This window comes from Anabaena sp. UHCC 0399 (assembly GCF_034931465.1).
Lineage (GTDB): Bacteria > Cyanobacteriota > Cyanobacteriia > Cyanobacteriales > Nostocaceae > Trichormus > Trichormus minutissimus.
Window position 1 is genome coordinate 106,198 of sequence record NZ_JAYGGZ010000005.1, and the last position, 12,123, is coordinate 118,320.

At 40.6% G+C, this 12,123-nt stretch carries 14 protein-coding genes; 2 read left to right on the forward strand and 12 right to left on the reverse strand.

Annotation, left to right across the window (positions count from 1 at the left end; translation table 11 throughout):
* Positions 1-172: 172 nt before the first annotated feature.
* Positions 173-4,414 carry a chemotaxis protein CheB gene (locus VB693_RS04290; RefSeq protein WP_323265190.1) on the reverse strand — a complete coding sequence of 1,414 codons (4,242 nt, stop codon included), beginning with the start codon at positions 4,412-4,414 and terminating at the stop codon, positions 173-175.
* A gap of 225 nt (positions 4,415-4,639) precedes the next feature.
* Here VB693_RS04290 and VB693_RS04295 point away from each other — a divergent pair, with 225 nt between their 5' ends.
* A complete protein-coding gene (locus VB693_RS04295) occupies positions 4,640-5,104 on the forward strand; it encodes a hydrogenase maturation protease (protein ID WP_323265191.1) in 465 nt (154 codons plus the stop codon).
* A 249-nt stretch (positions 5,105-5,353) separates the two neighbouring features.
* Here VB693_RS04295 and VB693_RS04300 read toward each other — a convergent pair whose 3' ends face one another.
* From VB693_RS04300 to VB693_RS04310, 3 genes are read right to left on the reverse strand one after another with little or no spacing between them, the layout of a single operon-like run.
* On the reverse strand, positions 5,354-5,728 hold the full coding sequence (locus VB693_RS04300; protein ID WP_190710135.1) for a hypothetical protein: 375 nt from the start codon (positions 5,726-5,728) through the stop codon (positions 5,354-5,356).
* An 18-nt stretch (positions 5,729-5,746) separates the two neighbouring features.
* The gene (locus VB693_RS04305) at positions 5,747-7,033 is read right to left on the reverse strand and encodes a SagB family peptide dehydrogenase (protein ID WP_323265192.1); all 1,287 of its coding nucleotides are present in this window, start codon (positions 7,031-7,033) and stop codon (positions 5,747-5,749) included.
* Positions 7,020-7,484: an ankyrin repeat domain-containing protein gene (locus VB693_RS04310; RefSeq protein WP_323265256.1), complete on the reverse strand. Its 465-nt coding sequence runs from the start codon at positions 7,482-7,484 to the stop codon at positions 7,020-7,022. The genes VB693_RS04305 and VB693_RS04310 overlap by 14 nt, the downstream gene beginning before the upstream one ends.
* A gap of 528 nt (positions 7,485-8,012) precedes the next feature.
* Here VB693_RS04310 and VB693_RS04315 point away from each other — a divergent pair.
* Entirely contained in the window at positions 8,013-8,222 is a 210-nt protein-coding gene (locus tag VB693_RS04315; protein ID WP_190710131.1) for a TOBE domain-containing protein, read from the forward strand.
* Positions 8,223-8,346: 124 nt separating this feature from the next.
* Here the strand turns inward: VB693_RS04315 and VB693_RS04320 are convergent, their stop codons facing one another.
* The 8 genes from VB693_RS04320 to nifX form a co-directional block, all read right to left on the reverse strand.
* On the reverse strand, positions 8,347-8,592 hold the full coding sequence (locus VB693_RS04320) for a FeoA family protein (RefSeq protein WP_323265193.1): 246 nt from the start codon (positions 8,590-8,592) through the stop codon (positions 8,347-8,349).
* Positions 8,593-8,760: 168 nt separating this feature from the next.
* Entirely contained in the window at positions 8,761-9,060 is a 300-nt protein-coding gene (locus tag VB693_RS04325) for a 2Fe-2S iron-sulfur cluster-binding protein (RefSeq protein ID WP_190710126.1), read from the reverse strand.
* Positions 9,061-9,282: 222 nt separating this feature from the next.
* A complete protein-coding gene (locus VB693_RS04330; protein ID WP_323265194.1) occupies positions 9,283-9,657 on the reverse strand; it encodes an iron-sulfur cluster assembly accessory protein in 375 nt (124 codons plus the stop codon).
* Between the two features lie 112 nt (positions 9,658-9,769).
* Entirely contained in the window at positions 9,770-10,573 is an 804-nt protein-coding gene (locus VB693_RS04335) for a HesA/MoeB/ThiF family protein (protein ID WP_190710123.1), read from the reverse strand.
* Between the two features lie 10 nt (positions 10,574-10,583).
* Positions 10,584-10,898, reverse strand: a complete 315-nt coding sequence (nifW, locus tag VB693_RS04340) for a nitrogenase-stabilizing/protective protein NifW (RefSeq protein ID WP_323265195.1) — start codon at positions 10,896-10,898, stop codon at positions 10,584-10,586.
* Positions 10,895-11,110, reverse strand: a complete 216-nt coding sequence (locus tag VB693_RS04345; protein WP_190710119.1) for a CCE_0567 family metalloprotein — start codon at positions 11,108-11,110, stop codon at positions 10,895-10,897. Before VB693_RS04345 ends, nifW begins: the two co-directional genes overlap by 4 nt.
* Before the next feature lie 81 nt (positions 11,111-11,191).
* Positions 11,192-11,668, reverse strand: a complete 477-nt coding sequence (locus tag VB693_RS04350) for a NifX-associated nitrogen fixation protein (protein ID WP_323265196.1) — start codon at positions 11,666-11,668, stop codon at positions 11,192-11,194.
* Entirely contained in the window at positions 11,665-12,078 is a 414-nt protein-coding gene (gene nifX / locus VB693_RS04355) for a nitrogen fixation protein NifX (protein ID WP_190710115.1), read from the reverse strand. Before nifX ends, VB693_RS04350 begins: the two co-directional genes overlap by 4 nt.
* Between the last annotated feature and the right edge of the window lie 45 nt (positions 12,079-12,123).

Consider the following 12,123-nt stretch of genomic DNA (forward strand, 5'->3'; position numbering starts at 1 on the left):
GCTCAGAGGCTTCAGTCCCTCGTTGTAGCTCACGGCAGTTTTAACTGCTTTGACTAAGTAATGAGTAATAAGTAATGGGTATTTACTTATTACTTATTACTCATTACTCATTACTCATTACTCTTCAAGAATCTCAGTCACTTTTAGTGCTGAGAGTGTCAAGGTATGGCTTTTACGAATTACGCATCCTCCCCGCCAAAGTAGCAACCACAGATAACAACTGAGGGGGTTCAACAGGTTTAGCAAGGTGGATTTGGAATCCTGCTGCTACAGCTTTTTCATACTCCTCATTTCCAGCATAGGCGGTGAGGGCGGCGGCAGGAATGTTTCTGGTGGCTTCGTCACTCAACTGTCTCACCTGACGAATTAGTACATAACCGTCCTCCTGTGGTAGACCGATGTCAGATAGAAGCACGTCATAAATACCAGGGTTGTCTCTCAGCTTTGATAGTGCCTCCCTTGTTGATGCAGTTTCTGTGACTTGTGCGCCGTAATCCTCCAGCACTATTTTAAATAACAGGCGTATATCTGCTTCGTCATCTACCACCAGTACCCGCACACCTTCCAGGGATGGAATGTCATCAGTAGAGGGCTGGGATGGCAAACTTTCTAAATTATCTACAGAGACGTTGCGTTGTAACGTCTCTACTTGTGACATCGGCAGAAGTATCTCTGGCTGGGTAAGTTGCAGAGGTAGCTTGACTGTAAAAGTTGTCCCTTGACCTTCACCTGGACTTGCCACTTCAATTATACCGCCGTGGAGTTCTACTAAATGGCGGACAATGGACAGTCCTAGCCCTAATCCAGGATTTGAACGGGTTCTGCTACCATCAGCTTGACGGAATCGTTCAAAAATATAAGGGAGAAAGTCAGCAGGGATACCTTTACCTGTATCACTAACTTGAATCTCGGCATAAAGATCACTGTAATCTAGGGTGACGTCAATTCTGCCGCCTAGGGGAGTGAATTTAATGGCATTAGAAAGTAAATTCCACAGCACCTGCTGTAAGCGAGTCGGATCGCCTACTATATTTCTGGGTGTAGAATCTAGCCTGGAGACAATTTGAATGTTTCTAGCTTCGGCGGAGAGACGGACAACCTCGATAGCAAATTCAATGATTGGTATAAGTTGAATTGACTCGGCATCTAGACGCAGCCTACCGGAACTAATGCGGGAGATGTCGAGGAGATCAGTAATCAGATGGGCTTGAGCCTGTGCGCTGCGCTCAATGGCTTCCAATCCTTGGTTAATGGTAGCTTTGTCAAGCTGATGCTTTTGCAATAACTGCGCCCAACCCAGCAAAGAATTGAGTGGGTTTCGCAGTTCGTGGGAGAGAATTGATAAAAACTCATCTTTGGCGTGGTTGGCTGCTTCAGCCGCATTGCGGGCTGATTGTTCTTGAGCCAAAAGTTGAGTATGTTCTACCTCCAATTGCTTTCGTTCTGTGATGTCTTCAATCAGGAGAAGAATCATTTCTCGATGGTCTTGTGTAGGCATCTTCCGGCCATTGAGCCGCATAATTTTATGTCCGATTTGCTCAAAATTACACTCAACCTCAAAACCTTGAACCTGGGTTTGCTGGGGGAGAATATCTTCTAGGAGCGATCGCAACAGGGGAATATTCCACTGTCCATTACCAATTTCATAGATGAGACGGTTTTCTGTATCTTCTAGTGCAGTCTGGAATGTTTCGTAGAAAAACTGATTGGCACTGATCACCCGTAAATCTTTATCCAGAACCACTAGAGACTCGCTCATTGTATCCACAATTGCTTGGGCATAATCTATGGATACTTTCAGCTGCTTGGCACTGTTTTTGAGATCATCAATATCTACCAAAATCACCACAGCACCATCAATTTTGTTGTCTATTGTCCGATATGGTCTAATTCGTAGGTCATACCAATGCCCTTTTTCGTCTTGAACTTCCTGAGTTTTATAATTAAGGGTGCTAATTACCTCTAAAATTTTTGGTTCTAAATCAGAGATATTTAAATTGTGCTTAATATCACTAAGCGGTCGCCCCAAATCCGTAGGAATCAAGTTAAATATTCTCTCTGCTACGGGAGTAAAACGCCGAATCGCCAGATCACTGCCCAACATGAGGATAGGAATATTGATACAACTGAGGAGATTTTGCAAATCGTTACTGACTTGAGTTAACTCAATGTTCCGTCGTTGTAGTTCGGCGTTAATTGTGAAGAGTTCTTCATTAGTGGCCTGAATCTCTTCCTTGGCTGTTTCCAATTCCTCATTAGTGCTTTGCAGTTCTTCGTTACTGGAGAGAATTTCTTCATTGGCTGCTCTCAGGTCTTGATTAGTAGCTTGCTGCTCTTCAATGATAGATTGCAGATATTCTTTAGTATTTGCTAATTCCTGTTTGAGCCGAGAGTTTTCCTGCTCGTAACTCGCTTGTTTTCCGCGTCTAGGTTTGACATGGCCGCTAGTAGTAGTGTTTTCTGTAGGCGGATCACTACCTACCTCCGGGAGCATATCTTGAAACAGCACTAAAAAGTAAAGTTCTGTGGTCGCCACAGATTGAAACGGAATTACATCAACCCTCACCAGCTTCACTTGATGATCTTCTCTGATTTGTAAGCCTTCCTTACTCACGGGTAGCTTTTGCTTTTTAGCCTGGTGGACGGCGGTGCGTAGTTCTAGCCGTAATCCTTCCTTGGCCATTTTCAGCAGGTTAAAGCTGGGTCTACCAGGTGGGAGTTGTAGATAGGAACTAGTCTGCCCCCGAAACTGCAAAATCTCCAGTTCATTGTTGATAATTACCCCCACTGGGGCATATTGATTCAACACAATCCTGTCAGCTGCTTTCAAAATTTCCTGGCCATTCCAAGCATCTTCTCGCATTGAGGGCAGAGGGTTCAGAGTGTCTGGGGGATAATTACTAGGCATCATATCAATACTGATCCGAGCCGATGCTATTTTCCGAGAATAAATTTTGTACTTTTTGTCTACTAAAGTAAACAAGTTAGAAAACTCACCCACTGTCTCCGAAGTGCCTAACATCAGAAAGCCTGTTGGCTGGAGACCATAGTGGAACATGGGCAGGAGTTTTTTCTGTGAAGGAGAGCTTAAGTAAATTAATACATTGCGGCAAGTAATCAGATCCAGTCGGGAAAATGGCGGATCATTAATCAGGTTGTGCCTAGCGAAAACACACAGTTCACGTACTGGCTTACTAATCTGATAATTACCATCTATCGGCACAAAGAATTGCTGTAGACGTTCTGGAGAGATATCTACTATCTGACTGGGTTTATAGATACCGTTTCTGGCTTTCTCAATTGCCACCTCATTGATATCTGTCGCAAAAATCTGGATGGGCAGATTGATTCCCTGATCTGCCAAAAACTCCATCCAGCAAATACCAATAGAGTAGGCTTCCTCCCCCGTGGAACATCCAGCTACCCAGACGCGAATGGGTGAGTCTGGCTGGTGTTCCTTGGCAATAAGCGGAAAAACTTTGGTTTTTAAGGCTGCAAAGGATTCAGGGTCACGGAAAAAACTAGTGACAGTAATTAGCAAATCCTGATACAACGCGGTTACTTCTGCTGGGTTATTTTGGAGATACTGAGCGTAATCTTGCAATTTTTCCAGCTTGTACAAAATCATCCGCCTGGAAATGCGCCGTTTCAGGGTATTCTGCTTGTAATGGGTAAAGTCAACACCTGTGGCAACCCGCAACAACCGGAAGATTATCGCCAGCGCATTACCGCTTTCTGGTATCTCCTCTGTGATTGGCTCTGGGGTTGGTTGTCTGACGTAGGGATGACGGCTGATCTTTCCCAACTCCTCGGCGATTTGTTGCGGGGTGAGGATAAAATCTACATGGCCAGAAGCCACAGCCGTATTCGGCATACTACTGACTTGTGCCGATGCTTCACACTGAGCAAAGGTAATACCGCCAGCATCTTTGATCCTTTCCAGTCCCTTTGCGCCGTCAGAATCTCCCCCCGATAGGACAACTCCAATGGCTTTGTTTCCGTAATCTTCTGCTAGGGAACAAAAGAAAGTATCCACTGTCATAGACAAGCCCCGGATTTTTTCTCGCGGTGACAGTTTTAATACACCTTGAGAAATTTTCATCATGGAGTTGGGTGGAATCACGTAGACATGATTCGGTTCTACAGACATCCCATCCTGTACTTCGACTACAGGCATTTGGGTTGTTCTACCCAGAATCTCTGTCAACATACTTTTTTGATGGGGACTCAAATGCTGAATTAGCACAAATCCCATGCCAGTATCTATGGGCAAATGGCTGAGTAATTCTGTGAATGCTTGTAATCCTCCCGCAGATGCACCCATGCTGACAATTGGAAAGAGTTCATTTTGGTTAACCTCCGGCTCGTCAGAGGAATTAGATGGAAAGTTTTGAGGAGATTGCCTAGAGTTCATTATGTACAGCCGGTCGAAGTTAGGAATGTTATGTTTTTCTTTCTCAGATTTTTAATCTTCATAGCCTTACTCTAGCTAAATGTTATGACCTCATGTGTACTGGATACATAGTACATAAATACATCCACCTGTAGATAGAAAAATTTTATATCAAGCAGTCACTAAATCTTAGTGCTGCTTTAGCATCTCTGGTTCAGCCTGTTCATACTGTCCGTAGGATAAAAAATGCTTACTATTATTGGTTGTGGAAATCTGAATCGCAGTGACGACGCTGTAGGCGTAATTATTGCTCAACGCCTACAAAAATATCTAGCAAAAAATCCCCATCCCAATGTGCAGGTATATGACTGTGGAACAGCCGGGATGGAGGTAATGTTTCAAGCTAGAGGTAGTAAAAAATTAGTAATTATTGATGCAAGTTCAACTGGTTCAGAAGTTGGCGCAGTGTTTCAAGTTCCTGGCGAAGAATTAACAGCTTTACCAGAACCTAGTTATAATTTGCATGATTTTCGTTGGGATCATGCTTTAGCCGTCGGTAGGAAAATCTTTCAAGATGATTTTCCTCAAGATGTGACTGTTTATTTAATTGAAGCGGCAAATCTTGATTTTGGACTAGAGTTAAGTCCTGTTGTGCAGAATTCGGCTGATTTGGTATTTGAGAAAATAATTAAAATAATTCGTAATTCGTAATACTCTACAGGTGAATGCTACGAATACGCTGCGCGTTCACGCAGTGTTCCGTAAAGTCTGCGGCATAGCTACGCTTAGGGCGCAGCGCACAGCCTCTCTATAGAGAAGGAAGCGCGTAGCGTTCTGTTCGCGCTAGGTTGCGTAGCAAAGGAAAGGCTTCTGCTACGTAATTATTAGGGGACATTGGGCATTGAGTATTAACACTTAACTGATTTAAATCTCCCCTGCCCCCTGCCCCTCTGCTCCCATTTAGGCCATATCCCGATACACAGAAAGTTCATCTACCCTCATTTCAAAAGGTACACCTTCATTTTCTGGGGGACAAACCCGAATTTTAGCACTGCTAACTATTTGATTGAGTAATTTCCCCATTGGGACAAGTTTTTGTAAAACCCGCCAGTTAGTAACTTGATCGGGACATTCAATCACCAGCGTCATGGCGTTGGCTTGAGTTGTCACATACCATCGACAATTAGATAACAGATTTTGCAGAGTGCGATCGCACTCTTCGTAAAAGTATCTACTAATCGAATACTCTAGTTGCTGTCTCAATATAATATCAGCCGATGATGGCTGCATAGGATGATAGTCATCACCGTTAAAATGATACCTCTGCCCGCTCATTTCTGTTTACATTCCTACTTAAATTCCAATTGCCATTGCATAAAGCACATCTTTATCTGTTTCTAAGAATTGCTGGGTTTCATTATCATAAAAAGCACCAATGCCACTACATTGAATGCCTACATAATTACTCACCAGATAAATTCTTTGTCCCAGAAACCCCGCTATCTGCATAGCTGTTTGATAGCTGGTATATTCACATACAAAAAAGAAAATCACACCACAATCTCTTGCTATAGCTTGATTAATGCACAAGTAACCAGTCTGTTCGCTGAAGTTACCTGTTTTAATCAAATTCGCGCCTTTATATAACCCTGGTAACATTCCGTCAACACGATGCACCACAGAGTAAATTTCTACTTCCTCAAAGTTTTCTGTGGGGATTGACTGCTCTAGTTTTTGCAAGACATATAAATATTGTTCTTGCAAAATAGACTCTTTCCGGAAACGTCTAATTGAACGTCTATTCCAGACAGTTTGATAAAATTTGTCTGGCTCAAAATCAAATTGAGGCTGCTTGAGTTGTTGTTTTTGACTTGTTTGACAAGCTGTTGTTTGATAGCTATCTTCAATAAATTGATTAGCTTCAAAATAATCTGTACCGCAAACAAAAGGAACTTGTAGCCTGAGTTGTCTAACTTTCTGATCTTGTGCTTCACCAGATACTGCACAAGCCGTAATAAACTCTTTATTCTCAAACCCTAAAGCTGTATTGAGAGCAAGTTTATCAAAGTCAAAAATTAGCTGGATATCACGTTCATGAAGATAAGCTGAAGCTGCAATAGCACCTAAATGGTGTCCGCTATCTAACAGGCAATATCTTATGCTCCTGTTTTTATATTTCCAACTAGACCTATAATAAACAGAACTAATGAAAAAAATGAATCCGCTTATACTTTTGTTCGGTATAATATAACTCTCTAACCCATCATCAATTAATTCATAGATGAGTGTTAGACAATTATTCTCAACTTCTACATGATAGATACCATCTACTATATCCGGCACTCCTCGAATCTGTACGTACACCTCCGTAGGATACAGTGCGCCTGCTGATGGATTTACCCGCAGTTTGTAAGGAACATTATTATATACCTTCTCTAAAGTAACTGCACTAGTTAACCAAATAAAAGAGTGAATTTTATTATTGAGATTTAATTTCACTCTTCTATAAAACTTTGGATAAACTTTAAATGCAATTGGTTGAGTTGAAGCATCAATATAATTTGGATCAAGCTGCACCGATAAGTAAGAATGCTTGGTAGCCTCATGGTAAGCTTTACCAGAACTATTATCTTGACGCATTTTTCAATATCCTTAAAACTTCTGTTGTGCTAGCAAAATCTATCGCTCTATAATCATCCAAATTTTTTAAATCTAAGTTAGGATGGTATTGTAAAAGTAATTTTACAACTTCTGCTTTACCAGATGAAGCGGCATACATTAAAACAGTTGCACCATTATCATTTTGATTGTTGATATCAATTTTGGCATCTACTAGCAAATTAATTAAATCGTAGTGATTGCCAAAACAAGCAAACCATAAAGCATTATTACTATCATTATTTTTGGCATTAATCTCAGCCCCCGCATCAATTAATTCTTTCACGACTGCGTAGACTCCTTCTCTTGTCGCTTTCATCAAAGCTGTATCGCCATTTTCCCCAGGCTGATTTAAGTCTTGAATGCTGTAATCATTCGCTATCAACCATTGTTGAGTTGCTGGACTAAAATTGGGGTTACTTCTTTGATTCATCATTAGTTGTTGTATTTAGAAACAATTTGCACAATAAGTAGAACGAGTTGAAACAAACGAACTCTATTAAGTAATGTAAAAATACTAAGATTGAGTTCGTAGTGAGAACTTTAGTTCTCAAATAAGGACTAAAGTCCTTACTACAAACCTTTAATTATTTACCCCGTTCTACTTAGACCTCTTGCATAAATGCTTAAACTGTCATGTTGAGCGAAGCGAAACATCTCAAAGATTCTACATTTTATTCAGAATGACACATCTCATTTTCGGACTTTTGCAAGAGGTCTAATAAAGGTAATGGTGAGTAATGCCCACCATTTCTAAACACAATGCTATAGAATTTAGAAAGTTAGAGTTGTAAACTCAGACTCCAAAAAGTAAAAAGGCAGTAAAACTTTTTTATTATTACCTTTCTACTTTTGACTTTAATTTATATTAGGGGAAATTATTAAGAGAATCTAAAGCTGCTCTTTTGTTACCTAAAATGTTGGTATCTTATCAAGTGTAAACAGTTCAGGTTCATAACATATGGAAGTTAGTGCGCGTAATTTTCTCAAAACCACAGTTAAAAAAGTTGTGCCAGGTGCAATAAATACAGAAGTAACTTTAGAACTTGCTCCTGGTGTAGAGATAGTTTCAATCATCACTAAGTCGTCAGCAGACAAGTTGCAACTTGCTGAGGGTAAAGCAGCTTATGCTCTGATCAAATCCTCAGATGTCATAGTGGCTATAGATTAAAACAATCCCCAGATTTAGTTAATCAATTTAATTTTTCATATTTGTACAACTAAGAATCCCGGTATATCGACGATAACGGGATTCTGATTTTTAACTAATTATTTATTAATAGTAGACGTAACATCTAAATAATCCGAACATAAATAGCGCGTGCTAATTCTTTATCTATTTCTAGTAAAATATTACCTACTTTGATTAATAATGAGGGAAACTCCTGCTCTACAGTAATATTAGTACCTGTTGTTAAACCGAGTGATATAAGTTTTTTCATAACTGCCTGATCCTGAATTTTACAGGAAATGACGATACCTTTCTCTCCAAGTCTGAGCAGTTCTAAAGAGCAGCCAGCTACACTAAATGGGGTAAACATTGGTAGTCACCTAATTAAAATTCAAAATTTTTGTTATTTTGTAAACTTGTGTTGTGTTTAATACAAACTACAATTTTTACATACAAGGAATCAGGATGAAATATGTAGATCATCCTGACTTAATGTAGATTTTCAAAAACTGTGGATAGTAGCGACTACAGCGATTGATTAAACTAAATATGGTTCTTGGTGAGTTTTGATTGTGCAGTTAGAACGGGGGTAGGTAACACAAAGTAAAGCAAATCCTTTACCCATTTGTTCATCATCTAAGAAGATTTGATCAGATTGATCAACTTCACCTTCAACAATTTTGCCTACACAGCTAGAGCAAGAACCTGAATGGCAAGAGAAAGGTAATTCAATACCATTTTCTTCTGCTCCATCCAAAATTGTAGTCTCTTCATCGATTTCAATTGTGGTGTCGAGGTCTTCTTTTTTGTTGATCAATCTAACTTGATAGCTTGCCATTTTCCGATTCTCCTCAAGATTTATAGGATGGGATAAATTTCTCGAAGTTGTTAAATCTCCCTTGACTCTTCGAGAATTGGGGCGGAGAGAGACACTGCTTTTGTTGCGAGGTTAAAGACAAGTGTCTGTTTTATTTTGTCTAAGGGAAACTTTTATTAATTCGTAATTTGTAATTCGTAATTTATATTAATTACGAATTACGCATGATCCATTACGAATGATTTAGCTGCAAGGTACGCCTTCGGGGGAAGAATCACCAGCTTTGAAAGACTTACCACAACCGCAGGTACTGGTTGCTTTAGGGTTAGTGAACTTAAAGCCACTTTCAACAACCCCTTCCACAAAATCGATGACAAGTCCTTCTAATAAAGGCGCACTTTTGGCATCAAGATAAACCAAAACTTTTCCTTGCTGAATAACTAAATCGTCTGGCTGTGGCTTGCTGGTGATATCCATGCCATACTCATAGCCACTGCATCCACCATCTTTGATAGATAGACGGACACCCTTTGTAGTGGTTTCATTAGTGTCAGTAGTGGAACTTCGCAAGAATGCCCATAAACGAAATTCGGCTTTTTCTGTTAAAGTAATGGTCATCAAATCTCCTGATTTGTAGCGATTAGTTTTTGTGATTCTAGGTGTAGGCTGTATGTAGTGCTGAGTTATGAGTAGTCAGTGGGGAGATGTTAGTATTACTCTCCCGGTTACTTTAACTATGTGTGCAATTACTACTAGCTTCCATCGAATTAGGTTGTGCGTATCTCCAAGGGGCGTTGTTACCGCATACTGGACAAGAGCGATCGCGCTGAGAATGACGCTTGGCAAATTCCATCCGATTGAAGTCAATGGTCAACAATTGCGACAACAGAGGTTGACTAAATCCAGTGATCAGCTTAATTGCTTCTAATGCTGTCAGACAAGCCAATGTCCCAGAAACAGCACCCAACACAGAAAAGCCACGTCGATCCCATTCCGGCTTCTCTGGAAAGAAACAAGATAAACAAGGAGTTACACCAGGAATAATCGTGGTTAAGTAAGCCTCCATCCCGTTCATCGCTGCTTCTACCATTGGCTTCCGCCAGCGCACACAAGCTGCGTTTAACAAATCACGCTCTGTAAAGTTGTGAGCGCAATCAAGAGCCATATCAGCAGACTGCACTAACGAGTCTACATTCTCTGGGGTGATATAGTCGTGAACTGCTTCTATCTGAATATCAGGATTGATCGCCTTGAGGGTTTCTTCTGCTTTGAAAACCCTGGGTTTACCTACCCAATCATCCGTCATCAGAACCTGACGATTCATATCATCCAGTCGCAGATCACCGCCCCGGACTAGGATTAGCCGCCCAACGCCTGCTACTGCTAGGTAAAGCGCAGCCGTACCGCCTAATCCCCCCACACCTGTCACTAAAACCGTCGCTGACTTCAGACGCTTTTGAGCTACTTCGCCAAAGTTTGGTAGCATCATTTGGCGACTATATCGTTCTAACTCGGTAGGCGTTAGGTTGATCACTTTATACCTCCTAATCAGAATTTAGTTCTGTCAGCGTAATTACATTTTTTGGCTTGTCTTTAAATACCTTGAACAACTTTTGTTGTTGAGGTGATGATTCAAGAAATGTCTCATAAGCCTGTTGCAATGCCAATGAATATTGATTTAACCTTTCTTCTGTACTTAAGTCAGGGTTACTATCAATTTCGCTCATGAATTGAGAGAATTTTTTGAGAATATGTAAACGATTTACATTAACAAGTTTGGGGTCGTAGTCTAATTCAAAGAATTTAAAATATTCTTCTGCATCTACGAGTTTTTTGAATTCTTCAATAGTTTTAGTCATTTAGCGTTCTCCAATTGCTTGAGATATTGCTTAAGTTCATCAAGCTGACGATAAATTTCATAAGTTGCGGCTGCAACATCCATTAATTGTGTGTAATCTGTGGGCAAGCCTTCTGCTAAGTCGTGCAGATCCATTTTCATTTGCCCGGCTTTACTGTTGAGGCGTTTAATTTTAGTTTGGATTTCTTCGATACTGGTTTCTTCTATTTGCACCTTCTTCTCCTTTGTGTCTCTGTGTCTTTGTAGTTAAAAAGATTTGATGAACCACGGAGACACGGAGACACAGAGTTTTTATTACAATTTGCTGACTTCTTGGAAGCGGTTGGCTAAGTCAAGTCCTCTTTCGATGAATTTTTCGCCTTCTTCTGCTAGGTGTTCTAGGGAGTCAAAGCCGAAGCGGTGAGCGTCACGTAGGGTTTTGACGGTGAGTAATAGGCGACCGGAAAATACTAATGCCCAACCAAAGCCTTCATTACTTAAGTCAAGGACTACTTGGGAAATTAGTCCTGTTTCTTGTTCAATTCTGGCGGCGATGGCGCGGAAAAATGACATGATTCGCGCTTGGGTGACGGCATCAACTTCACCTGCGATGGAAATTTCCCGTTTCTTTTTTTTGGGAACGACGAAGGGTTTTAGTAGTAGTTCATCCGACCAATTACGGTAAATTCCGTAGCTGTCTTGTCCACGGATTTGTAATACTAATACTTTTAGGAAAGCTGAGTTGGCAACTACGCTATTTGTGGTGTCGTTTACGCTATTTTCTGCACTCATACTGTTGCTTCATCCTCCAGTTCATCTAAAAAGCTGGTGGTTTTTGGTTGCAATGCTTTACGTAACCAAGGTGGAGGATTACCTTTGAGGGTTGTGACTAATTTATTTAGAAGTTCTTTAATTTCTTCTTCTTCAGAACGTGCCTTAACTGGGGTTACGCCTTTTTTAATTAATTTAGCAGCCGCAGTTCCACCAATAGCTGTAACATAAACAATGGCACAGTCAACTAATGCTTCTAATTTTGGTGTGACTTTATCTTCGTTGCCGTCTTGTTGTAAGTCACCTTCAAAGTTTAATGTTTCTAAGAATTGATATCCTTCGGCATTGATTTCGTAGACATCAATTTCTCTCGCCCAACCAAAGTGAGCATTAATATGAACGTGGTCGGTAGTCGTAAAGGCAATTTTCATGCTGGTTTTCCTGCTTTGTTAGTGCTGAGTGCTGAGTGCTGAGTG